Below are 23646 nucleotides of genomic sequence, written 5' to 3' on the forward strand. Positions count from 1 at the left end.
CCGGGGTGTCGACCGCTTGGTCTAGTCCAGCGCGTTCATCGCCGCATGGACACGCTGCTCGGCCTCTTCGCGTGGTAAGCCCGGCGGCACCACCTCGCCGAATCGGAAGGTGATGACGCCCGGCAGCTTGGGGCCCTTCTTCGGCCACACGAGCCCGCTGTCGCAGGCGATCGGCACCGTCGGCATCTTCAGCGCACGATAAAGCCCGGCGAAGCCCGGCTTCAGCGGCGGATGCTCGCCCGGCAGAACGCGCGTCCCTTCGGGGAAGATCAGGATCGAGCGTCCCGTCGACTTGGCCTCCCCCGCTTCGCGCATCATGCTCCGCAACGCCTTCGCCGACGCTTCGCGGTCGACGACGATCGCCCCGTATTTGCGCGCTGCCCAGCCCCAGGCCGGGATATCCGCGAGTTCGCGCTTCAACACGATCGCCGGGCCGTCGAGCAACGCCTGCAATTCGAGCGTCTCGAACATCGCCTGGTGCTTGCACGCGTAGAACGCCGGCTCGGTCGGCCGAATCCCCTCGATCCGGATATGCACGCCGAGGATCACGCGCGCGCACCAGCGGTGGAATCGCGTCCACAGCGTGGCGTGCGCGATCACCGCCTTCGATCCGAACAGCGCCGAGATCGGCACGGTCACCACGATCGGCACCGAGATCATGTAGAAAACGAGCATGAACGCCCAGTTGCGCAACCAAATCATCCGCCAAATCCAATCCACAACGCGATCCGGCGAAGGATCAACTTGTTATATTCGTTGACCAACGTGCCCAGCCGCGGCGTGCCGCCCACGCCGTCGCCGAGGATCACGACGTCCTTGCCGAGCGCCGCCGCCAGTTCCATCCGCGCTCGCGCCAGATGCCAGTCGGACGTCACCAGCCGCACCGAGCGGTACTGGTGGACGCGAACCCAGCGCGCAGTCTCCTCGGCGTTCGAACGCGTGTCGACCGCATCCGCGCCGAGATCGATACAGCAGGCGAACAGCTTCGGCGATGTCCGGTATTCTAGCGCGAGGTCGATCGGCCGAACGCCTGGCGCAACGCCGGTGACGAGCATCCGCTTCGCCTGGTGATCGCGCAGCAAGGCGATCCCGCGATCGATCCGCCCTGCCCCACCGGTCGGCACGACGATCGCATCCGACGTAAATCCGTCGAGCGGCTTGGGTAGCATCAGCATGAACAGCGCAAAGCCCAACGCCCAGGCGAGTCCCAAAACCCCGAGGAACCGGACGATCACAGGACGTGCCTCAGCGCACGGACGATCGTCACGCGCGCCGCGAGCACCGCAAGGACCACGAACGCGACCGGCAACAGCGCAAGAACCACCCAGTCGACCCCGCCGAGCGTCACGCCGCCGAGCAGTTCCGAGCCCAGCCCGTGCAGCCGGATACCGATGAAGCCGACCACCAGCAGCGCCGCAACGCCGCCGCCTACCCCACCAATCGTCGCATCGAGCGCGATCCGCCGCTGGAACAGCCGCGCAACCTGAAGATCGGTCGAGCCGAGCATGTGCATCACCGCGATCGTCGCGCGGTGCGTCTCCAGCCCCGCGCGCGCCGCCAGCACGACGACCGCAGCAGTCGCGCTCGCCATCAGCACCACCAGCGCGAGTGCGAGCACCGTCAGCCAGCGCATCACGTCGTTGACCGGCGACATCCAGCTTTCGTGGCGGTCGACGCGGACGGTGGGACCGAGCCGGCGCACCGCGGCGGCCACGCGCATCGCGGCGGTCTCGTCATGGTCGGCGAGATCGACATCGATCATCGCCGGAACCGGCAATTGCGGATCGGCGCCATCCGACCCCATCCAGGGCTGCAGCAACCGGGTCAGCTCGGCGCGATCGACCGGCGTCGCGGTGGCGACCGCCGGCATCGTCCGCAGCGCCGCCAGTACGTGCGCGGCGGCGGCATCACGGTGGACCGGGTCACCATCGACGATCTGCACAGTCAATCGCCCCGCCAATTGCCGATCGAGCAGCCGCGCCGCACCCGCCGTCGCCAAACCCAATGCGGCGGCGAGCATCGTCAGAAACAGCATGATCGCCATCACCCACGTCATCGCGCGAAGCCCGCCCGCTTCGTCGAGCACACGCCGTTCGGCCGACGACCGCGCCCTGGCCACCCTCATGAATCGGGCCGCGTCGGTGGATAGCGCAGCGCGCCGGTCGGATCGAGCAACCGGCCGCGATCGAGCCGCATCATCTGCGCGCCCGGGATCCGGCCGAGCAGGTGGAAGTCGTGCGTGGCGACCACCACCGTCGTGCCGAGCTTGTTGAGCGATTCGAACAGATGCAGCAGCCGCTCGGCCATGTCGGGGTCGACGTTGCCGGTCGGCTCGTCCGCGACCAGGATCTCGGGCCGCGCGATCACCGCACGGGCGATCGCGACGCGCTGTTGCTCGCCCCCCGACAGAGTCGCGGGGCGCGCATCCGCCCGGTCCGCAAGGCCGATCCAGGCGAGCATCTCCCGAACCGCCTGGACGATATGGGTCTCGGGCATGCCGGCGACGCGCAACGGCAGCGCGATATTGTCCCAGGTCGACAGATGCGGCACGAGCCGGAAATCCTGGAATACCACGCCGATCCGCCGGCGAAATCCCGGCAGGCGATCGCGCGACAACATCACAGCGTCCTCGCCGAACAGCCGGATCACGCCGCGCGTCGGGCGTTGCGCCAGATATAGCAGCTTGAGCAACGAGGTCTTGCCCGCGCCGCTCGCGCCGGTCAGGAAATAGAACGCACCACTGCGCAGCGTGAAGCTGACGTCCGACAGCGTTTCGGGCGCGGAGTCCGATCCGGTACCGTATCGCAGGCCGACATTTTCGAATTGGACGATATTCGCCATGACGTGGTTGCGCCCGCTCTCGCCCGCTTGATGCCCGTCCAGCCGCTTTCGCATGAAAGCCGGGGCCGCTTCAAGCTTGCCACCGATACGGACCGCGTGCTTATTCGCCGCTAGAACGGTCGCGCTCCGGCGGCCGCTGGTGAAGCGTGCCCATGATCCTCCAATGCCCCGAGTGCAGCACCCGCTATCTGGTGCCCGACAGCGCGATCGGGACCGACGGCCGGACCGTGCGCTGCGCCAATTGCCGGCACAGCTGGTTCCAGGCGCCCGCGCCCGCGCCCGCCACCGACATCGCCGTCGACCTGCCGGAACCGACGCCGCTCGCCCCGGCGCCAGCGCCGCTCGCACCCTTGCCGCGTTCGCCGATCGCAGACGCGCCCGAGCGATTCGCGCCCCTTTCGGCTGCGGCGCCGGCAGAGCCTGCGCCCAAGCCCGAACCCGAACCCGTCTTCGTGGCGCCGACCTATGCCGCGGTCGCCGAACAACCCCCCTTCCGTCCGCGCGTCAACACGACGCGGCGCTGGACGATCGTCGCGGTGATCGCCGGGCTGCTGATGCTGCTCGCGGCGGGCGCGATCGTCTATCTCGGTGCGCCGGGCGTGGCCGCGAAACTCGGCATCGGCGTCGCCACCGACGAGAGCCCGCTGCGGCTGCGCGACAATCCGATCGAGCGGCGCGAACTCGACAACGGCTCGGAGCTGTTCGCGGTCAGCGGCCAGGTGACCAACCCGTCCGACCAGCGCCAGCGCGTGCCCGACATCCGCGCCGAACTCCGCGATGCGCAAGGGCGGCTGGTGTACAGCTGGACGATCACCCCGCAGCAGCGGACCTTGGCACCCGGCGGCGCGATCGATTTCAATTCGGCGACGCTGAACGTGCCCGCGAATTCGAAACGGCTCGAACTCAGCTTCGCGGGCGAGGCCACCCGGTAGAGCGACATCGGCGCTGGATGACGACTTTATCGCAAAGGCCGTTGCACAGCGTTCAAACCCTTGCTAGTGGCGCTCGCCTACCAGACACCGGGTTCGCCCGGCGAAGTTTCATGGGCGGCCATGGCGGAACTGGTAGACGCGCAACGTTGAGGTCGTTGTGGGCGAAAGCCCGTGGAAGTTCGAGTCTTCTTGGCCGCACCATTTTTCCTGTAGATCCGGATCATCCCTTTCCAGGGGCACCCCTTTTGGTGCGCCGCATCGTCTTGCCGGGCGTTGCGCGCGGTGGAGGTAACGCATGAGTTCGATCGACGACACGATCATCGAGACGCCCGAGGGGCCGATGACGTTTGCCCAGTGGAAGAAGAAGAACCCGGTCCAGCTGCCTTCGCGACGGACCAAGGGGAAGAAGCTGCCCAACAAGGTGAAACTGACCACCGACGAGAAATAGCGGTGGCTGTTCCCCTTCCGCTTGCGGGAGGGGTTAGGGGAGGGGCTGGACTATCGTAGGCCGCGGCGTTCGCGGCCATGCCCTCCCCCGACCCCTCCCGCAAGCGGGAGGGGAGACGTCAATGCTCCTCCGGACTCCACGACCCCTGCCGTGCGCGAATCATCCGCGCCTGGAATTTCACCCGCTGCAAATAGGTCGCCTCGTCGAGCCGCCATTGCCGGATCGCCTGCGTCGCCAGCGTCTCGATCAGCGCCTCGCTGGTCGCTGCATCCTGCTTGGCGAATTCGCGCGCGAGCTCGCCGACGCACGGACCGTGATCGGTAAAGTCGCGCGGCGGCATCATCGGTGGGGCCTGGCTCGGTGTCGGCATACGTCTCTGTCCCCCTTTGATGTCAGCGCCGCCCGAACAGCGCGCGCGTGGCGCCGCCGATCGTGGTCTGGTCGAATTTCAGCCGCATCGTCACGTACGGCCCCTGCCGCGTGTAGCGGTCGTCCTCGAAATCGCGGTCGCGGTAGCCCGACACGTTGTAGCCCGCGGTCAGCCACATGTTCTGCGCCGGCGACACGCCGGCCGACGGCCCGCCGCTCCATGACCAGGCGCCGCGCGACCACGCGTGCTGCACCGATCCGCTGACGCCGATATCGAACCGCGTGCCGACGTCCTGGCGCAACTCGAACCCGGTGACATCGATATACCCGTCATAGGTGTCGTCGGCGAACCGCCCCGCGACGTATTTCGCGCCGTAATACACCGTCGCCTCGGTGCCGTGGCCAAGCCCTTCCGGACCGGTACGATAGTTGACCGCGAGGTTGTTGATGATCCGCGACGTCACCTGGTCGCCCGCGCCATAGGCCGGCACGCCGAGCGCGTTGGAGTCCGTGAAGCCCGCATCCGCGCTCTCGTGCCGCAGTTCGAGCCGTTCGAGCACCGACCAGCGGCTGTCGAGGGGGCGGAGGGCAAGGGCGGCGTCAGCGGTGGCGTAAGTCGCGACCGCGCCGGTCCTGTCCTTGATCGTGTAGGCCTTGATGCTCGACGCGAGCGTCTTGCCCTGCCCCAGCGTGCGGAGGAAATTGGTGGTGATCCCCCAGCGATCGCCGCTGTCGGCGTTGCGGTATTCCAGGCGTCCGTTCACCGACCAGCGCGCCTGGCGATAGGTCGCGCCGATCGTGGCCGCCGCGTAATCGCCATTGGTCTGGTCCTGCCCGACATAGCCGCCCGAGGTGACCGGCTGGAACGCGTTGACCACCGCGCCGGTCGGGATCTGCCCCTTGATCGTGTTGCTGGCGTCGAGCGTACCATCGACGGTCCAGTTCTTGCCGAGCGGCACCGACTGGCTGAGGCCATATTGCGCGTAGGTCCGCGCGCCGTTCTCACCGATCGCCTGCTGGTTGAGCGTGCTCATCAGCTTGGCGCCGGTCCAGGGCGCAACATCGACGCCGAACTGCTTGGTATGCGCGACATAGCCGTCGCCGTTCGCGATCTCGTAGCCACCGATCAGGCGGATGCCGGGCCTGATCCGGTAGGCGAGCTGGATCTGGTGGCGAACCGGGAAGTCGACGCTGTCCTTGTCGCCGCCAGGGGCGAACTGGGTCTGGCCGGTGAGCGTCAGCTTGTCGCCGAACAGCACCTGCGTGCCGCCGAGCGTGAGCAACCGGCTGTCGCGATCCTTGCCGTCGATGCCGCGATCCGCCGCATACTGGCCGCCGACGAAGATCGTACCGGTGTCGCGGCGATATTCGATCCGGACGTCGGCGGCGGTCCGGTTGCCCGCGCTCTCGAGCTGCTGCTGGTGCCAGACGAGGCCCGTCACGCTGATCCGGTCGGTCAGGCGCAGCCGTCCGTCGAGCCCGAATTTGCGCGTGCCGGCCTCGACGAAATTCTGCTGGCCGACGCCGAAGGCCGCATCCTGCTGGCGGGCATAGGCGAGCAGGTCGAGCTTGGTGCCGTGGTGATCGACCTCGGCGAGATAGGCGAGCCCCTGCCCGAGCCCGCCGCGACCGCCCTTGGCAATCTCGCCGCGCAGTTCGGTGCTGGCGCCGACGCGGGCCTTGATATCCGCACCGAGCACAGTCGCGTTGGTGCCGACGGTCTCGTCGCGGATGACGGCGACGCCGACCTCGACCCGGTCGTTGGCCAGCTTGGTCGCGACGCGCGCGGCGGCGGCGAGTTTCGCGGACTTGCCGCCCTCGACTTCGTAATCCGCGACGATGAAGACCGGGTTGAGATTGCTGTCACGGCTGAGGATCGGCTGGCGGAAGCGCACCGTGCCCATCGCCGTGTCGATGTCGTAATCGATGTGCCGCGTCAGCTGGGTAGTGGCAACGATCAGCTCGGAGCGGAACCGATCGCGCGTCTCGAGCCGCAACTTGTCGCTGTTCGGCACGATATCGCGCCCCGACAGCCGGTACGGACCGCTCAGGCCGTTGCCCTGGATCTCGTCGCGCGAATACAGCGTGTCGGTGTTGGCGGCGAACCCGGTCGCGCGGATCCGCTTGCCCTCATAGGCGGCCTTCACGCCGTTCAGCGTACGGTTGTAGCGGGTCAGCTGCGCATCGGTGAAGCCGGTCTCGAAATCGCCGAACAGCGCGTAGAATTCGCGACGCTCGAGCCGCAGGTACAGCTTGCGCCGGGTCGCCGCGTCATAACCCTGGCGCGAGCCATCGCCATAGACGGTGTAATAGCGATCGGGGTCGATCGTGCCGAGCAGGCCGCGATCGGGATCGTATTTGCGGTCGCTGTCGTAGGCGATGGTCGCCAGCCACGAGCCCTTGACGCGGCCCTTGGCATAGAAGGCGAGCTGGCCATCGGTGACGACGCTGCCCCGCTGCGACCGCGGCAGGCCCGACTGGCGCTTGCTGAGCATGTCGTAGCCGAGCGAGCCCGCGCCGAACCCGACCACGACCCAGCCCTTGGCCGACGCCGCAAGCCAGGCGCGGATCTCGTTGCGATGGATCACCTTGTCTTCGGTCAGCGAGACGATCGCGTGCACGGCACCGGCCTGCGTGGTGGGCTGGAGCGCGATGAAGGCGAGGCCGTCGTCGCCGACCACCTGCGCAGTCGTCGACGCGCGTTCGCGTCCGGCGAGCTGGCGGCCCTGCTCGAGTTCGGCCTCGATCGCGGCGGTATAGGGCTGGTCGACGGTGAACGGCACGAGCGTGCCGGCGCGGACCGGGCGGCCGGTCTTGTCGGTGACGCGCACCGCGATCAGCGGGCGGGTGAGGCCATCGGCGACCAGCCGGCTGCTGGCCGCGTCGAACACCGCGCGGACGCCCGCACCGGAATAATACACGACGCGCTGGAGGGTCTTCACGACGCTGCCATCGGCGGCGAGGATGCGCGCGTCGAGGCGATTGTCGCCGTCGATCAAGGGGATACCGGTCCAGCGCGACACAGCGACATCGGTGCCGTCGCGCGTGTCGGTGCCGTCGAAGGCGAGTGGCTCGACCTGCTTGCCGTTGATCGTAAGCGCGACGCGCTGGCCGGGCATGTGCTTGATGACCGCACGGACGATCGGCGCGCGCGGGTTGTGGCCGACGGTCGGAAACAGCCAGTCGATACCTGGGGCCTGGCCAGCGCCCAGCCAGTCGCGGCTGCCCGCGGCGGTGGCGTCGTCGAGGATCGCGACGGGGAGCGCGGCGTTCGCAGCGGCGGCCTTGCCGGTCGGCTTGAGCTGGAAATCGACGCGCTTGAGCAGGCCACCGTCGCCCTCGACGAAGCGCGAGATCGGGCTGTTGGCTTGGCGCGTGTCGATGTCGCAGGCGACCGGCGCGTGCGTCGCGGGGATGCTCGACGTATCGATCTGGACGACGTGGCGCCCGGCGCGGACGCCCTCGAAATGGTAGAGTCCGTCGCGATCGGTCGAGACGAACGTGCCGTCCTCCATCAGCAGGCGGATTCCGGGCACGCCCTTGCGCTTGTCGACCGGATCGCCGCAATTCCCCTCGGTGACGCGGCCGATGATCGTCATCGCGTCGGTGAACAGCAGCGGGCGCAGCCGGACCGAGGCGGCGGCCTCGTTGCTGGTGACGCTGCCCTGCCCGACGACGCGCGCGCGGTTGAGCGCTTCGCCGGTCGGCGCACCCGGTGCGATGCTGACGACGTATTTAAGGTCGGTGGAGGCTCCGACGGCAAGCAGCGGAATCGCGAAGTCGAGCGTGCGGCCGTCGGACGACACGGTCGGCTCGTCACCACCCCGCGCCGAATTGCGTTCGTAGCGCAGGCCTCTCGGCAACGTATCGGCCACGTGGAGTCCGCGCGCAGGCACCGTGTCACGGTTGGTGATGTGGAGCAGATACTGGACGAAATCGCCCGGCGACGCCTCGCGCACCGACGCGGTCTTGGTCAGCAGCAACATGCCCGCGCTGGGGGCGTCGAGCGGGATATCCGCCGAGAAGGGCTCCGGCGTCGACAGCGTGAACGTGTCGCCGAAGCTGGCGTCCTTGAGGATGAACGGCGCGCCCTTCGGGTCCTTAAGCGCCGCCAGGGCCGTACGGTCGGCAGTCGAGGGCGCGACATAGGTGCCCGGCGGCGCGACTTTCAGCGCGTAACGGCCCGGCGTGGTCAGCGGAAAGCGATAGCGTCCGGTCTCGCCCGGATAGACGCGCCCGCTGGCATCGGTGACGCTCTCGCCCGTCACCATCGTCGAGGGGTAGCGGCTGACGCCATCGTCGCCGAACACTGTGGCCGGCTGACCCGCCTCGTCGACCAGCGACACGGTGGCGCCGTCGACCAGCGCGCCGGTGCGCGAATCGAAGGTATAGCCGGCCGGATCGATCAGGATCGACGCGGTCGAGGCGAAGCTGAACTCGTCCTCGGCGAAGCTGAGCGTGATCTTAGCGCCGCGCGTACGCACTTCGCAGGGTTCTAGATCGGCGTATCGACCGGTTTCGGTCGACGGAACGCCACCGGCGAAGATGCCGCTGTTGGGCGTGGTTTCGGTCAACGTCAGCGTGACGGCGTTCTGGCCGATATTGGCGGTGATGATCGACGTTTCGCGGACCGCGGGATCGTGATTGCCGGCCTGGTTGTCGAGCACCAGGATCATGTCTTCCTTGACGTCGAGCGCGGCGACCTTTGGCGCCGCCGCGAAGGTCGCTCCGTCGATCGGCGCGGGGGTGAAGACATAGGTCGGGGCGGTCTGGCATTTCGCGCCGGTGAAGGCGTAATTGGCGGGTGCCAGGCGGAAGGAGAGCGTCGTCGGACGCTTGCCACGGTTCACGTCGAGCGACACCGTGTTGGAGGGGACGGCGCGCGTACCGGAATCGCTGCCCGAATCGTCGAACGACAGGGTTGCCGTATTCTCGACACGGATCGTCTGCGCCATTGCCGATGCCACGCCAAAAGCGAGCCCGAGCAGCAGCGTCGAGAGGAGAGCGCACAGGCGCAGAAGGCAGCGTCGGCTGGACATAAGGGGCCAGGTCCCGGCACGCGTCGGCACGCGCCGGGATCGGTCGTTCCTTGTTCGCGAGGACTGGGGTTTAGTTGATCGTCACGCGGAAGGTCGCCGCGACCGATGTCCCGCCGAGCAACACCGGGATCGTCGCATTCACCGTCTTCGTGTTGATGTTGAACGAGCCGGTGTAATTCACCACGGGCACGGTCACCGATCCATCGTCCGCCAGCGGGACGCCGCCGACGATTCCCGTCAGCAGGCACGTGCCACCCAGCGCGATCGCGCCGATCGCGATCGAGTTGGTGACATAGGTGGTGTTGGGCGGGATGATGTCGGTCAGCACGACATTGGACGCCGGCGTCCCGACCGTGCCGTTGTTGACGATCAGGCAATATTGCACGACCGCGCCCGGGATCGCCTTTGGTGAGACGGCCAGGTTGATCGGATCGTTCAGCACCAGTTGCGACTTGGCGACGCTCAAGGCGACATTGCGCGTGGTGATCTCGTAGCCGAGCGACGCGCGGCCCTGTCCGTTCAGCGCGACGTCGAGACCAAGACCGTCCGAATCGTTGTCGGCAAAGACCACGTCGACGACATTGTCGTCGTTCGGCGCGACGCTGGGCGCCAACGGCAGGCCCTGCGCGGCTCCATCGCCCCCCGCCGCGACCTGTGCAATCAGCGTGATGCCGGCGAGGACGTTGGCCTGATTGTTGGGGATGTCGGCGACGATGAATACGATCGCCGACTGATCGGCACCGAGTTCGTTGATGTAGGTCGCGGTATCGGTGCCGGCGTCATACGTGCCGTTGCCGTTCGAATCGACGTAGATGTGGATATTGGTCACGTCGAAATTGTCGCCGGTGAACAGGTTCGTGATCGGCGTCTGGCTGGTCGACAGCAGGAAGTCCTGCGTGCCGTTGGTATTGTTGGTGACCTTAAACGTCGTCACCGCCGCGGTCTGGCCGATCGCGACCTGCGTGTTGTTCGCCTGGTTGGCGATCACGGTCAGGTTGACCTTGCGATCGACCACGAAGCTCACCGCATTCGACGTCGCGCTCTGCTGGACGCCGTTGACGGTGTAGCTCGCTTGCGCGGTGTTGGTGACGGTCGTGCCGGCGGCGGTGCCGGCGGGCCCCGGCGCCTGCGCGTTTGCGGTGCCGGCCATCGTACCGGCGGACACGATGGCGGCCGTACCGGCCAACAACGTGCGTATTACCCCTTTTGCGAACATCTCTTAGTTTTCCTTATGTGTGTTTAGTCAGGCGTGATGGGTGGGAGGAGATCATTTCAGGACGGCCTGGAACGCGAATTGGCCTTGCGAACCGGCCGGTATCGGCTTCGCAATCCGCCACCGGACGCTGGTGACATCGTTGGGCCCCGCAGCGCGCGCGCTGCCGTCGAGGCTGCGGACGCGCAGCGTGTCGAGCGCACCGAACGTCGTGCCGTCGACCGACACGTCGGGGGCGGGCGAACCGGGATTTGCCGATCGATACGAGATCGCCGCCGGCAGCGGGTTCGCCAGCACGACGTTGGCCAGCGGCTGCTTGCCGGTGTTGCGATAGGCGAGGACGAAGATGACCTTGTCGCCCGGCATCACCTTGGTCGGCTTGACCAGCGTGATCCGCGTGGTGCCGTCGGCGGCCGCGCTGCGGCTCTCGACGAGGATGCTGCTCGTTACCTGCAGCGGTCCTTCGGCGGCGGAAACGGCGGCGGTGCCGATGGAGACGGTGGTCACCATCAGCACGGCGGCAATCATCGGATGCGTGATCATAGTCGGACTCCTCATTGGATCTTGGTCTTGAACTGGACGGTGTGGACGGAGGCGGCGGCGACCTGGCCGAGCGCGACGGCGATTCCGCCGGCTGTCGAGGTCCCGCCAGCAGCCGAGGTGCCGCCATCGAAGCGACCCGCGTCGCCGTCGCCGCGATCGGTCAGCGCGGCGCCGTCGAGCGTCAGGCTGCCGGGGACGAACACGGTACCTTCGGGGATCGGATCGACGATCCGCACGCCGGTCACCGCGTCGGTGAACCGCGCCTCGAGCGTGTAGGTGATGACTGCATCGCGGACCGCGTTCTGCGATCCGTCGGCGGCCATCACGGACTGGCTCTTGACCAGGGTCGGACCGGCGATCGCGGTCGTCAGCGGCACCGCGACGCGCGCGATCGCGCCGGTCGGGCCGACGACCGCATCGCCACCGCCGTCGCCCAGCCCCGCATAGGCGCTGCCGGTATCGCCCGATCCGGTCGTCGATTGCGCGGTGACGGTCAGCGTCGCGGTCGCGGTACCGCCTGAGGAATCGGTCCTGACCAGGATTGCCAGCAATTTGATCGACTGGCCGGGTGCCAGGACCGGGGTCCTGCCCTCGGCGGGCGCGCGATCCTTGGCGGGATCGTAGAGGCCGTCGCCGTCCGCATCGATCACCAGCGCGCTGACGCCGAACGCGCCGGGCGACACGCTCGCGGCGATCGTGAAGGCTTCGTTGCCGTTATCCCGGTTGGTCAGGGTCAGCGGGACGACCGTCGGCTGCGGCTTGACGACGACGGCGCCCTGCCCGTTGCGGACCAGCGCCACGTCGAGCCGTTCCGCGACGATGATCGTGACCGTGTTGGACACCAGAGTCTGCGCGCTACCGCCCAGATCGAACCCGAGCCCGGCGGTATTGACGATCGGCGTCCCCGCCATCGTCTGCCCGACCGGATTCTGCCCAGCCGGATTCTGCCCAGCCGGATTCTGCCCAGCCGGATTCTGGCGGTCGGCGGTCTGGCTCCAGGCGGAACCCGGCGCGAACAGGCCGGCAGCGCCGGCGATCACCGCATACGCAGCGACGGCAGCGGCCGATCGGCGCTGTCCTCTGCTTGCGAATGCTTGATGATGCCGGCTCATTTGTTCCCCCAAATATTTTCGTCGGGAACAAAAATGCGTCTCAGCGCTTAATCAAATCCTACAAAATCAAATCGACTAAATGGATCGCGTATTTTCGCGATTATTCAGCTGAAACGACATCCGGTTTGTTTGAATTTTACAGAAATGCGCGGTGTTAACCGTGTTCTGGTTTGATTTAATTTGCGATGTCGCGATCGTAGGAATTATACGATCTAGTCGTAGTCGATTCACGCGGACTTTTTGAAATTTGTCGCCGGTTCGAATCGCGTGTTTCAAGCGTGACCGATAACGCCCCCTCGCCGCGCGGTAATGCGCTGTTAAACGGCGAAACCACGGTCCGATCTAGCGGCGTTTAAGCGCCCGCAAATAGGCTTTCATCGCCTGATCGCCGGTGTGACTGAGCGAGATTTCGACGCGCCGCCGATCGGTGGGATCGATCACGCGGTCGATCAGCTTCAACTTGTGGAGATGTTCGATCCAGCGCTGCGATGTGGTCACCGGTGCATCCGACATGCTGACCAGCGCCTTGATATTCATCGGCAGGCGTTCGTCGCGCGAGACGAACAGCGCCAGCATCATGTCCCAGGCCGGCTCGTGGAACAGTTCGCCCGGCAGGAACTGGCGGCGCATCCGTCGTTCCTGCAACACCATCTGGGCATGGTCGACGAGCGCAGCTTCGTTCGGGTCGTCGTCCGCAGGTGCCTGTTCGGCCGCATGCGCGACCCGTCCGTTGAATTCCTCCGCAACGGCCGACAGTTTGGCAGTGAGGTCCTTGATCAGTTCCACTACGGACTCGTTCTTCACTAAAGACTCCCGTCGTTCATCAAGGATGAGACAACATCTGCCGGCTTGCCCTTGCTGCGACGCGGAACCGCCACGACAGGACAGGTCGAACGAAGAGCCATTGTCTCCTTCCCCGGGAATATTTCAACCGAATCCTTTGCAAATGGGTAACAGACCGTGAAATACGTACAAAAGTTACGCTATATCTACTTCATTTTGAACCTATCTATACTGTCATCAACCAATCCGTTTTGGTTTTGTTTTGGTTCTAATCGTCCCGTTTCGAAACTCTGCCACTAACGGTGGATAGTATACAGTTATGGCGGATTACGAATTTGTCCGCTATCGCAAGCCGGCCTCGCCATTCGTCGTGGCGTCAGGCCCTTTCGCAACGGAAGTTCGATCATGAATGCGTCCAGCATATACGCGCAGTTGCAGGATGCCTGCCGGGCTCTCGACGCCGCGGAGGATCATGCGGTCGCCGCGTATGTCGAATGGGCGATGACCCTGCTCGCGGAGAAATACGGTCTTGCCGACGACCGCGTCGGCGCGGCCGCTACACCCGATCGCGCGCGCTGACCCGTCTTTCCGACGCGTACGCAAGACCGATCGGCCGATCCGACCGAAGTATTTCTCGGTATCTCTCTGGAGCACATGCGGATTATCGTCGACAGCACCGTCTATAAACACCGACCGTGCGTTGAGTGGTCGAATCGCGTGCCATCCTGCACGAACCAAAGGACGTCGTGCCCGCTGTCATGCCAGCTTCTTCTCCCGCCTTCCTGAACGCCGTCGGCACCGCAGTGCCCGATCACGATATCCACACCGCGTTCATCGCCTGGGCGCGCAATCGCACCGATGCGCGATCGACCAAGGTGTTCGACCGAATGGCATCGCGGTCGGGGATCGCGCATCGCTGGTCGGTGCTGCCACCGACCGCCGACGGGGGCTCGCCGGTCGACGAAGCCGGCTTCTACGCCGCCGAACCGCATCCCGGCACCGCCGCCCGCATGACGCTGTACGCGCGGCACGCGCCCGACCTGGCGATCCGCGCGATCGAGGCGTTGCGCGCGAAGATCGCCGTCGAGGGTATCACGCATCTGGTGGTGGCGAGCTGCACCGGCTTCGTCGCGCCGGGCATCGACCAGATCATCGCGCGCCGGCTAGGCCTGTCGCCGAGCGTCGAGCGGCTGCTGATCGGCTTCATGGGCTGCTACGCGGCCGTCGTCGCGCTGCGTAGCGCGCGCCACATCGTCCGCTCCGAGCCCACGGCCCGCGTCCTAGTCGTCACGGTCGAGCTTTCGACGCTGCATCTCCAGCCGGCCAACGACATCGAGCCGTTGCTGGCGATGCTCCAGTTCGGCGACGGGGCCGCGGCCGCGCTCGTCACGGCGGACGCGACCGGGATCGAACTCGGCACGCCGTTCGCCGCCGCTCTGCCCGACACCGAGGCGTTGATTCGCTGGGACGTCACCGATGCCGGGTTCGCGATGCATCTGTCGGGCGAGGTGCCGGCGCGGATCGCCACCGCGCTGGCCGACACCGCGTTCCGCACGATCGTCAGCGACGGCCTGCCGCCCGAGACGATCGACGGCTGGGCGGTGCATGCCGGCGGGCGCTCGATTCTCGATGCGGTCGAGCATGCGATGCAGCTGAAACCGGAAGCACTCGAGGCGTCGCGGCGGGTGTTGGCGGAGAACGGCAACATGTCGTCGGCGACGCTGATGTTCGTGTTCGAGCGCCTGCTGGCGGGGCCAAAGATCGCGCACGGCGTCGCGCTGGCGTTCGGACCCGGTCTCGCAGCGGAGGGCTTCGGATTTCGGAGCGCGGCATGAGCCTCGCCACGCGCAGCCAGGCCGAAGAGCTGATGGACGCAGACGATCTCGACGCCGCGACCTATGCCGACGTGGTGGGCGATCTCGCGACCGTGAACACCGTCACGATGGCGCGCCGCCCCACGCTCGAATTCCTTACGCAGGCGACCAAAGGGCGGAAACGGGTCCGGGTGCTCGATGTCGGCTTCGGCGACGGCGACATGCTGCGCCGGATCGCGCGCTGGGCCGAGGCGAACGGCATCGAGGCGGACCTGGTCGGCGTCGATCTCAACCCGCGCAGCGAACAGGCCGCGCGCGCGCATGGCGGTGCCACCGACGATATTCGCTACGTCACCGGCGACTATGCCGATCTCGCCGACGAGCCCTGGGACGTGATCGTCAGCAGTCTCGTCGCGCATCACATGACGCACGACCAGCTGGTCGCCTTCCTGCGGTTCATGGAGGCGCATGCGAGCGCGGGGTGGTTCGTCAACGACCTCCACCGCCATCGCTTCGCGCATTGGGGCTTCCCGATCCTCGCCACGCTCGCGCGCTGGCACCGGATCGTCCGGCATGACGGCACGCTCTCGATCGCGCGCAGCTATCGCCCCGACGAGTGGCCGCCGATCCTCGCCGAAGCCGGGATCACCCAGGCGAAAGTGCGCCGCGTCTTTCCGTTTCGGTTATGCGTCGAACGCCTGCGCTGATCGTCGGCGGCGGGCTCGCCGGGGCCGCGACCGCGATTCAGCTCGCGCGCGCGGGCCTGCCGCATCTGCTCGTCGAGCGATCGCGCGAGACGGGCGACGCGATCTGCGGCGGGTTCCTGAGCTGGCGCACGCTGGAAACGCTCGCCGGTCTCGGCATCGATCCCGATCGGCTCAACCCGGAGCGCGTGACGCGCGCCCGCATTTTCGCCGGAACACGCCGCGTCGATGCCGTCCTGCCCCGTCCGGCGGTGTCGGTTTCGCGGCATCGGCTCGACACGGTACTGCTCGCCCAGGCGGCAAGGCTCGGCACGCCGATCGAGCGCGGGGTCAGCGGGCGCGAGATCGACGACCGGACGGTCCGCACTGCCGATGGCGCGTCGATCGCGGCCGATGCGCTGTTCCTGGCGAGCGGCAAGCACGATATTCGCGGCACCGCGCGGCCCGAGGACGCGCGCGGCACCGATCCGACGCTCGGTCTGCGCGTGCGAATCATCCCTTCGCCCACGCTTCGCGATGCGCTGGCCGGCGGTATCGAACTTCACCTGTTCGATCGTGGCTATGCCGGACTGGCGATGCAGGAGGATGGCACCGCCAATCTGTGCCTCGCGGTGCATCGCTCCCGGCTCCAGGCGGCGGGATCGCCCGCACAGTTGCTCGACGCGCTCGGTCGCGAAATGCCCGCGCTCGGCGAATGGGTCGCGCGGATCGCGCCCGACGCGGTGATCGATGCGATCGCCAACGTCCCCTATGGCTGGCGCCAGCGCACCGGCGTCGAGGCGATGTTCCGGCTCGGCGATCAGGCCGGCGTGATCCCGTCGCTTGCCGGCGAAGGCATGGGGATCGCGCTCGCCAGCGGGGTTGCCGCCGCCGACGCCTATGTTCGCGGAGGCGCGCCCGCCGCGTCGACATGGCAGGAGGATTTCGCGCGGCGGCTCGCTCGACCGATCGGCATCGCCGGGATCGTCCGCCGCGTCGCCGAGAGCGAGCGGGCAGGGTGGCTGTTGCCGCTGGTCCGCCCGGCGATGATTCAAATGCTCGCCCATGCCACGCGCATCGGTCACGTCTGAACCATCTTGAATTCCGGCCCGTCGACACGAAATTCAAGTCCATGGACCAGCTGAACCTCTCCGAAGCCGAATGGCGCCAGCGCCTCACCCCCGAGCAATATCACGTGCTGCGCGAGGCGGGCACCGAGCGCGCGTTCGCCGGCGCGCTCAACGACAACAAGGCCGATGGCGTCTATCGATGCGCGGCGTGCAGCAACGAGCTGTTCGACAGCGCGGATAAATATGATTCCGGGTCGGGCTGGCCCAGCTTCACGCAGCCGATCGGACCCGATGCGGTTACCGATCACACCGATCGCAGCCACGGTATGACCCGCGTCGAGACGCGGTGCGCGCGCTGCGACAGCCATATGGGGCATGTTTTCCCCGACGGCCCACCGCCGACCGGCCAGCGCTATTGCATGAACTCGCTGTCGCTCGAGTTCCGGCCGCGCAAAGCGAACGTCGCGGCCTGATCTTGCTTGTAGGGCGCGGACGGAACGCGTAATTCTGCCGATCACATGGCCCGTACGCGTTCTGCTTCACCGTCCCGTCGGCCCCCGTCTACCCCGGCGTCTCGCTGGCGTCGTCGGCTGGTCGTCTTCCTGAAGGTCTGCATCGGGATCGGCGTGCTCGCGCTAGGTGCGCTGGCGATCGCGGTCTATGTCGCGATGTCGCAGTTGCCGAGTTTCGACAGCCTGAAGTCGTCGCCCAACGGCCAGATGATCCGCGTCCACGCTGCCGACGGCACCGTGATCGTGTCGATGGGGCCGAGCTTCGGCGAATGGCTGCCATACAACCAGATTCCCCAAGTCATGCGCGACGCGACCGTCTCGGTCGAGGATCGCCGGTTCCGCTCGCATATCGGCATCGATCCGATCGGCGTCGCGCGCTCGGTGAAGGTGCGGTTCGACCGCGGCCACTGGACGCAGGGCGGCTCGACGATCACGCAGCAGCTCGCGCGCACGGTCTTCCTCAACAACCAGAAGAAGTTCGGGCGGAAATTCCGCGAAGGTATCCTCGCGTTCGCGCTCGAATGGAAGTTCAGCAAGGACCAGATCCTCGAGCTGTATCTGAACAAGGTCTATTATGGCGGCGGCGCCTACGGGATCGACGCCGCGAGCCGAAAATTCTTCGGCCACGGCGCGGATCATCTGAGCCTCGCCGAAGCCGCCGTCATCGCCGGCCTCGTCAAGGCGCCGTCCAACTATTCGCCGACCGCCGACGCCCAGGCCGCGGTCGGGCGCGCGGGCGTGGTGCTGGAGACGATGCGCGAAACCGGCGCAATCACCGCGGAACAGGCGGCCGATGCCGATGTCTCCGGGCTTAAACTCGCGCCCGAGCCGAAGCAGAACAGCGTCCGCTACTTCACCGACTGGGCCTTGCCGCAACTCGATACGCTGATCGACGAGACGACCGAACCGCTCGAAGTCTGGACCACGCTCGACCTGACGATGCAGCGCGAGGCCGATGCCGCGATCCGGGCCAACGTACCCGCGGGATCGCAGGGCGCACTGGTGGCGCTCGATCGTGGCGGCGAGGTCCGCGCGATGGTCGGCGGCAAGGATTACGTGTCGTCGATCTACAACCGCGCGACGCAGGCGGTCCGCCAGCCGGGCTCGGCGTTCAAGCTGTTCGTGTACCTCGCCGCGCTCGAGGCCGGTCACAAGCCCGAGGATTCTATCGTCGACGAGCCGGTGACGATCCAGGGCTGGAGTCCGCGCAACGACTCGCGCCGCAATTCCGGCGCGATCTCGCTGCGGACGGCGTTCGCCTATTCGGTCAACACCGTTGCGGCCAAGCTGGGGCAGGAGGTCGGCTTCAATACGGTCGCGGACATGGCGCGGCGGTTCGGCATCACCACGCCGGTCAACGTGCATCCGTCGATGGTGCTGGGCAGCTCCGAGGTTCGCGTGATCGACATGACGCGCGCCTTCGCGAGCGTCGCCAACAAGGGTGTGGCGGTGACCCCGTACGGGATCACCCGCGTCACCGCGAACGGCCAGACGATCTACACGCACGAGGTCGACCGCAGCCATGTGCTGGTCGCGCCCTATGTCGCTGCCGAGATGACCGACCTGTTGCAGACCGCGGTCAACACCGGCACCGGGCGCGCCGCGCAGATCGGCCGTCCGGTCGCGGGCAAGACCGGCACCACCACCGCGTCGAAGGATGGCTGGTTCCTGGGCTTCTCCAGCGGCATCACGACGGGCGTGTGGATGGGTCGCGACGACGCCAAGCCGATCGCCGGGCTGCACGGCGGCACCGCACCGGCGAAGGCCTGGGCGGCGTTCATGAAGCCCGCGACCGCGAACCGTCCGATCGAGCAGTTCGATACGCAGGTGACGTTGCCCGAATGGCAGCTCGAGCCCGACGAGCAGAGCTATTTCGGTCAGCCCGACAACGGCCAGATGGCGGTGGACGAGAACGGCAATCCGATCGAGCAGGGCGCGCCGCCGGTGCCGACCGATGCGCAGACCGGCGATACGATCCCGCGGCCCGATGCGGATCAGCCCGAGGCGACGCCGGCCGCGCCGGCGGCACCGCCGCAGCAGATGAATCAGGACTGGATCAACCGGGTTACCGGACGGGACCAGCCCCGGGATCAGTCACGCGACCAACAACGCCAGGAGCAGCCGGCCGGACGGCAGCCGCTAACGCGCGACGTGCCGCGCGATCGGGTTCAGACCGACCGCTATCAGAGCGATCGCAGTCAAGAAGAGCGCCCGAACCAGTGAAGCTCCGCCCCGTGCGTGCGCAACCAGACGCGCGCCGGGGTCGGGTCTTCGCCGTAGAGCTGTTCGACGAGCGCGTGGAAGACCGGTGCGTGGTTCATGTGGACGCGGTGCGCGACCTCGTGCGCGACGGTGGCGCGGCGGACCCAGCTTGGCGCGAGGATCAGTCGCCAGCTGTAGCGGATGACACCGCTCGACGCGCAACTCCCCCAGCGGCCCTTTGCATCGCCGACTGCGACCTGCGCGACGCTGACCTTAGCCTTGGCGGCGTATTCGGCGGTTTCGGCTTCCAGCACGGCGAGCGCGGTGCGTTTCAGCCAGGCTTCGACGCGGCGGGGAATGGTTTCCTGCGGGCCCGACAACGATAGCATAGCACCTTCGCGGAGCACGGTACGGCGGCTCCCGGGCGTCCAGTCGATCGTCAGCGGCTCGTCGGCGACGGTCAGGACGGCGCCGGGAACGAACGGGCGGGGCTGGGGGAGCAACGCGCGCTGTTCGGCGATCCAGCCGGCCTTGTCCTCGGCCCAGGCCAGCGCCTGCTTCAGCGCGGCGCGTTTGGGCAGGACGAGCCGCGCCCGGCCACTCGCAGGATCGACCGTCAGGCGCGCGCGGCGCGCACGCGGGTGACGAACGATCTCCAGGCCTTCGATCACCGGGCTATCACCGCGTCACAGTTCCCGCTCGATCACGTGGTATTCGAGGTCTCCCGCCTCGTCCTCGCTGATCGTCCAGCCGCGCACCGATTGCTTGGCGCGGTGGACCGCCTCGCGGTCGCCGCAGACCAGGTAATGCCAGTCTGGCAATTGCTCGCCGGCCGCGCGCAAGCGGTAGGCGCAGGTCGACGGCAGCCAGTCGATCCCGCGGACGTTGCCGGTCGTCAGCCGCACGCACTCGGGGACATAGGCATGGCGGTGGCGGTAGTCCGAGCATTGCCCGCTGCGCCGGTCGAGCAGCCGGCACGAGACGTTGGTCGGTACCAGCTCGCCGGTGTCCTCGTCCTCGAGCTTGTGGATGCAGCATTTGCCGCAGCCGTCGCACAACGCCTCCCACTGGCCGCGATCGAGTTGCTCGATCGGCGTATCTTCCCAGAAGCGCGCGCTCATCGCACCCAGCGCTCGATTTCCGTCACCACCGCGTCGGGCCCTTGTTCCTGCGGCAGCAAAGCGATCGGCTTGCCGTCCGGGTCCATCAGATAGGCTTGGCGAGAGTGATTTACGAGATAGCCGCCACCCGGCGAGGCGTCGCCCTTGCTCGAATACACCGCATATTCGGTCTTGATCCGCGCGATCTGGTCGTCGCTGCCGGTCAGCCCGACCATCCGCGGGTGGAACGCGGAGACGAACTGCTTGAGCACCGCGGGCGTATCGCGCGCCGGATCCACCGTCACGAAAACCGGCACGATCTTGGCAGCGAGCGAAGGGTCGCTCGACTCGAGCTTTTTCACCGCGGCGCCGATCGCCTGGACATCCGTCGGACACACATCGGGACAGAAGGTGTAGCCGAAATACATGATCCGGTATTTGCCGGCAAAACTGCGCTCGGTGACGGTCTGTCCGTTTTGGTCGGTCAAGGTGAAGGCGCCGCCGATCCGGGCACCTTCCAGCGGTGGCTTGGCAGCGGGCTGGGACGCGGTGCACGCCGCCAGCGCCGAGACGGGCAGGGCGAGGGCGCAGAGGAGGAAACGCATGGTCATGATGTCGCCAGCCTTGATCTGTTCGCTACTGCGGCGCAAGCGTTGCCCCATATCCAGGACGAACCAAGGAAGTGTCTCGATGCGTATTCGCCTGATCCTCGCCACCACCCTCCTGACGCCTGCGCTGGCCTGCATCGCGGCGCCCGCGTTCGCGCAGGGTCAGTCGGAGGGGTACAAGTTCCTGTCCGCCGTGCGCGACGCGAAGAACAACGACGTGCTCGAGATGCTCGGCAAGCCCGGCAGCAACATCATCAACACGCGCGACGTGACGAGCGGGGAGGGCGCGCTCCATATCGTCATCAAGCGTGGCGATGAGGTGTATCTGCGGTTCCTGCTCCAGAAGGGCGCGGACGCCAATCTGCGCGACGGCAAGGGCAATACGCCGCTGCTGCTCGCGGTGACGCTCGGGCAGACTGGGATGATCCCGATCCTGACCGCGGCGGGGGCGAACCCGAATCTCGCCAACTCCGCGGGCGAAACGCCGCTGATCCGTGCGGTGCAGCGGCGTGACGTGGCGATGATCCGGGTTTTGCTGACCGAGGGCGCCGATCCGGACCAGGCGGATATCATCGCCGGGATGTCGGCGCGCGCCTATGCCAAGCAGGATGGGCGCAACCCGATCGTAAGCAAGCTGTTGGAAGACGCGCCGAAGAAGGTGAAAAAGGCGGTGTCGGGCCCGAAGTTCTAGCCTTTTCCCCAGGGCCTCCATCGATCTACTTCGTAAAAGCGCTTTTGGCCCCCACCCCGTCATCCTGACGAAAGTCAGGATCCAGGGCCATGAAGGATAGCGCTCTGTTACTCTGGATCCTGATTTTCGTCAGGATGACGGACTTAGAACGCCAACCCGTCCGCGTCCGGATCCATCTGCGCGATCAGCCGCCGCGCCGCACGCCGGGCGAACGCGAGCGTCCCGCGTTTGCGGATATGCGCGGGCAGGGGGGTGGTATGCGCCTCGCGGACGATCGCCGCGTCGTAGCGGTCGGCGACGATGATCCCGGTGCGCTCGGGCAGGAACGCAGGCCCGTGCAGCGGCCCGACATCGAACCCTGCCGGCACCGCCCAGAAATAGCGGTCGCAATGGCCGAGATAATCCGGCCATTTCCCGTCACCGAGCAGATCGGCACGCGACACCTTGATCTCGACGATGACGATCTGTCCGCGCGCATCGACCGCCATCAGGTCGGCCCTGCGGCCGCCGTCGAGCGGCACTTCGGTCATCGCGGTGAGGTCGTGACGCAGCAGCATCCGGATCACGCCGCGCGCCACGTCGGCGGCGCAGACCGAGGGCGTGGCGGGTGATCCCGGTTCGTCGATACAGGAGTCCGGCGGCATGTCGAGCATGCTCTGGAAATAGAACAATCCGCGAACGAGGCAAGCTCATTCACGGATTGTGGTTGGGATCTCAGGGAAAACGTCTAGCCAAATCGCCGTCCCTCTTCCCGTTCGTGCTGAGCGAAGTCGAAGCACCAGCGTTCGGGGCACACCCTTCGACTTCGCTCAGGGCGAACGGGTGTGGGGAGGCGAGGGGCGGCGTTCAGCGCGGGAACGGCCACTAAAGCTCAGCGATAGAAGACGTGGTTGCCGATCGAAGCGACCTTGACCGCGCGGACCGAAGGGCGACGGTCGGGCGTGTTGAAATACAGCGCCTTCTCGGCGGGACTGTTCCAGGCGCTGGCAAGGGCGACCTTGGCGACTGCGATCGCGGTGCGATACGACGCACCGTTGGTGATGGTCGGGATCTGGCCACCACGGACGAAGCTGAACTGGCCGCGCTGCTTGACGACATCGCAGACGTCCGACGGGAAACGACCCGACTTGGCGCGATTGATGATGACTTCGGCGACGGCGAGCTGGCCGGCGAGCGGCTCGCCCTTGGACTCGAAATAGATCGCACCGGCGAGACACTGGAGCGCTTCGCTGGCGGCGGCGCTATCCTGCGCGGCAACGGCCTGGGCGAGCGTATCGAATTCTGCGGCTTCGGCTGATGCGGTATTCTGCGCACCGTCCTCGGCGCGGTTCTCGCTGGCGGGCTCGACAGGAGCAACGGTCGTTGCGGCTGGAGCGATCTGCGGAACATTCTGCGGGGAGAGGGCGTTTAGATTGGCGAGAGCGGTAAGATTGACCGCGGGCTTATCGAGACCGGTGGCATGACCGGGTGCGCTGTTGCCGAGTAGGCCGGCGAGAGAGAAGGTCATGGCTGCGATCGTTGCGGCCCGCTGCAGAATCGTCATTCAAGCTTATTCAAGTGCGGTTGGACCGTGGAGTCGATCGTACAAGCCGATCGTCCAGGCATCCCCCCGACTGCGTAACCGATCCGGATCGCACCCGTCCCAGCACAACGCCAATCAATGTTGCAATTCCCCTCTATTGGGGG

24 protein-coding genes and 1 tRNA gene are annotated in these 23646 nt (G+C 66.8%); 10 read left to right on the forward strand and 15 right to left on the reverse strand.

The genetic code is table 11. The features are described 5' to 3' along the window. Positions 1–21: 21 nt before the first annotated feature. From ACLBWL_RS01090 to ftsE, 4 genes are read right to left on the reverse strand one after another with little or no spacing between them, the layout of a single operon-like run. Positions 22–702, reverse strand: coding sequence for a lysophospholipid acyltransferase family protein (locus tag ACLBWL_RS01090; protein ID WP_447789461.1), 681 nt, complete (start codon positions 700–702; stop codon positions 22–24). Continuing rightward, positions 699–1235: a YdcF family protein gene (locus ACLBWL_RS01095; RefSeq protein WP_447789463.1), complete on the reverse strand. Its 537-nt coding sequence runs from the start codon at positions 1233–1235 to the stop codon at positions 699–701. Before ACLBWL_RS01095 ends, ACLBWL_RS01090 begins: the two co-directional genes overlap by 4 nt. Further along, on the reverse strand, positions 1232–2125 hold the full coding sequence (locus tag ACLBWL_RS01100) for a cell division protein FtsX (protein ID WP_447789465.1): 894 nt from the start codon (positions 2123–2125) through the stop codon (positions 1232–1234). The genes ACLBWL_RS01095 and ACLBWL_RS01100 overlap by 4 nt, the downstream gene beginning before the upstream one ends. After that, the gene (gene ftsE, locus ACLBWL_RS01105) at positions 2122–2841 is read right to left on the reverse strand and encodes a cell division ATP-binding protein FtsE (RefSeq protein WP_447791929.1); all 720 of its coding nucleotides are present in this window, start codon (positions 2839–2841) and stop codon (positions 2122–2124) included. The genes ACLBWL_RS01100 and ftsE overlap by 4 nt, the downstream gene beginning before the upstream one ends. Positions 2842–2993: 152 nt before the next feature. On the opposite strand from ftsE, the gene ACLBWL_RS01110 reads away from it, so the two are divergent. The 3 genes from ACLBWL_RS01110 (at position 2994) to ACLBWL_RS01120 (ending at position 4221) form a co-directional block, all read left to right on the forward strand. Beyond that, positions 2994–3773 (forward strand): MJ0042-type zinc finger domain-containing protein, encoded by a 780-nt coding sequence (locus ACLBWL_RS01110; protein ID WP_447789467.1) that lies wholly within the window; start codon positions 2994–2996, stop codon positions 3771–3773. A 114-nt stretch (positions 3774–3887) separates the two neighbouring features. Further along, positions 3888–3974, forward strand: a tRNA-Leu gene (locus ACLBWL_RS01115). Between the two features lie 94 nt (positions 3975–4068). Next, complete coding sequence (locus ACLBWL_RS01120) at positions 4069–4221, forward strand: hypothetical protein (RefSeq protein WP_175518116.1); 153 nt, start codon at positions 4069–4071, stop codon at positions 4219–4221. Between the two features lie 118 nt (positions 4222–4339). Here the strand turns inward: ACLBWL_RS01120 and ACLBWL_RS01125 are convergent, their stop codons facing one another. The 6 genes from ACLBWL_RS01125 to ACLBWL_RS01150 form a co-directional block, all read right to left on the reverse strand. After that, a complete protein-coding gene (locus ACLBWL_RS01125; protein WP_447789470.1) occupies positions 4340–4591 on the reverse strand; it encodes a hypothetical protein in 252 nt (83 codons plus the stop codon). A gap of 22 nt (positions 4592–4613) precedes the next feature. Then, the gene (locus ACLBWL_RS01130; RefSeq protein ID WP_447789472.1) at positions 4614–9629 is read right to left on the reverse strand and encodes a hypothetical protein; all 5016 of its coding nucleotides are present in this window, start codon (positions 9627–9629) and stop codon (positions 4614–4616) included. A 70-nt stretch (positions 9630–9699) separates the two neighbouring features. Next, positions 9700–10794: a hypothetical protein gene (locus ACLBWL_RS01135; RefSeq protein WP_447789474.1), complete on the reverse strand. Its 1095-nt coding sequence runs from the start codon at positions 10792–10794 to the stop codon at positions 9700–9702. A gap of 102 nt (positions 10795–10896) precedes the next feature. After that, complete coding sequence (locus ACLBWL_RS01140; protein WP_447789476.1) at positions 10897–11385, reverse strand: hypothetical protein; 489 nt, start codon at positions 11383–11385, stop codon at positions 10897–10899. Positions 11386–11396: 11 nt separating this feature from the next. Further along, positions 11397–12497, reverse strand: coding sequence for a hypothetical protein (locus tag ACLBWL_RS01145; RefSeq protein WP_447789478.1), 1101 nt, complete (start codon positions 12495–12497; stop codon positions 11397–11399). A gap of 342 nt (positions 12498–12839) precedes the next feature. Further along, positions 12840–13301, reverse strand: coding sequence for a hypothetical protein (locus ACLBWL_RS01150; RefSeq protein WP_447789480.1), 462 nt, complete (start codon positions 13299–13301; stop codon positions 12840–12842). A gap of 384 nt (positions 13302–13685) precedes the next feature. On the opposite strand from ACLBWL_RS01150, the gene ACLBWL_RS01155 reads away from it, so the two are divergent. The 6 genes from ACLBWL_RS01155 to ACLBWL_RS01180 all read left to right on the forward strand — a co-directional run bounded on the left by ACLBWL_RS01155 (position 13686) and on the right by ACLBWL_RS01180 (position 19582). Continuing rightward, positions 13686–13859 (forward strand): hypothetical protein, encoded by a 174-nt coding sequence (locus ACLBWL_RS01155; protein ID WP_447789482.1) that lies wholly within the window; start codon positions 13686–13688, stop codon positions 13857–13859. 179 nt (positions 13860–14038) lie between these two features. Further along, positions 14039–15115 carry a type III polyketide synthase gene (locus ACLBWL_RS01160; protein ID WP_447789484.1) on the forward strand — a complete coding sequence of 359 codons (1077 nt, stop codon included), beginning with the start codon at positions 14039–14041 and terminating at the stop codon, positions 15113–15115. Continuing rightward, positions 15112–15801, forward strand: a complete 690-nt coding sequence (locus tag ACLBWL_RS01165) for a methyltransferase domain-containing protein (RefSeq protein ID WP_447789486.1) — start codon at positions 15112–15114, stop codon at positions 15799–15801. The genes ACLBWL_RS01160 and ACLBWL_RS01165 overlap by 4 nt, the downstream gene beginning before the upstream one ends. Beyond that, positions 15780–16868: an NAD(P)/FAD-dependent oxidoreductase gene (locus ACLBWL_RS01170; RefSeq protein WP_447789488.1), complete on the forward strand. Its 1089-nt coding sequence runs from the start codon at positions 15780–15782 to the stop codon at positions 16866–16868. Before ACLBWL_RS01165 ends, ACLBWL_RS01170 begins: the two co-directional genes overlap by 22 nt. A 41-nt stretch (positions 16869–16909) precedes the next feature. Further along, positions 16910–17320, forward strand: a complete 411-nt coding sequence (gene msrB, locus ACLBWL_RS01175) for a peptide-methionine (R)-S-oxide reductase MsrB (RefSeq protein ID WP_447789490.1) — start codon at positions 16910–16912, stop codon at positions 17318–17320. Between the two features lie 45 nt (positions 17321–17365). Beyond that, positions 17366–19582: a PBP1A family penicillin-binding protein gene (locus ACLBWL_RS01180; protein ID WP_447789492.1), complete on the forward strand. Its 2217-nt coding sequence runs from the start codon at positions 17366–17368 to the stop codon at positions 19580–19582. On the opposite strand, the gene ACLBWL_RS01185 is transcribed toward ACLBWL_RS01180, so the two are convergent. The 3 genes from ACLBWL_RS01185 to ACLBWL_RS01195 are packed head-to-tail and all read right to left on the reverse strand — an operon-like array spanning position 19558 to position 21272. Further along, complete coding sequence (locus ACLBWL_RS01185; RefSeq protein ID WP_447789494.1) at positions 19558–20232, reverse strand: M48 family metallopeptidase; 675 nt, start codon at positions 20230–20232, stop codon at positions 19558–19560. The genes ACLBWL_RS01180 and ACLBWL_RS01185 overlap by 25 nt on opposite strands. Before the next feature lie 15 nt (positions 20233–20247). Continuing rightward, positions 20248–20682, reverse strand: a complete 435-nt coding sequence (locus ACLBWL_RS01190) for a YcgN family cysteine cluster protein (RefSeq protein WP_447789496.1) — start codon at positions 20680–20682, stop codon at positions 20248–20250. Continuing rightward, on the reverse strand, positions 20679–21272 hold the full coding sequence (locus ACLBWL_RS01195; protein WP_447791931.1) for an SCO family protein: 594 nt from the start codon (positions 21270–21272) through the stop codon (positions 20679–20681). Before ACLBWL_RS01195 ends, ACLBWL_RS01190 begins: the two co-directional genes overlap by 4 nt. Before the next feature lie 79 nt (positions 21273–21351). Here ACLBWL_RS01195 and ACLBWL_RS01200 point away from each other — a divergent pair, with 79 nt between their 5' ends. Then, positions 21352–21960, forward strand: coding sequence for an ankyrin repeat domain-containing protein (locus ACLBWL_RS01200; RefSeq protein ID WP_447789498.1), 609 nt, complete (start codon positions 21352–21354; stop codon positions 21958–21960). A gap of 143 nt (positions 21961–22103) precedes the next feature. On the opposite strand, the gene ACLBWL_RS01205 is transcribed toward ACLBWL_RS01200, so the two are convergent. Then, positions 22104–22613: an MmcB family DNA repair protein gene (locus tag ACLBWL_RS01205; RefSeq protein ID WP_447789500.1), complete on the reverse strand. Its 510-nt coding sequence runs from the start codon at positions 22611–22613 to the stop codon at positions 22104–22106. Between the two features lie 218 nt (positions 22614–22831). Next, positions 22832–23467 (reverse strand): cell wall hydrolase, encoded by a 636-nt coding sequence (locus ACLBWL_RS01210; protein WP_447789502.1) that lies wholly within the window; start codon positions 23465–23467, stop codon positions 22832–22834. Between the last annotated feature and the right edge of the window lie 179 nt (positions 23468–23646).

This window comes from Sphingomonas sp. M1A8_2b (genome assembly GCF_053345535.1).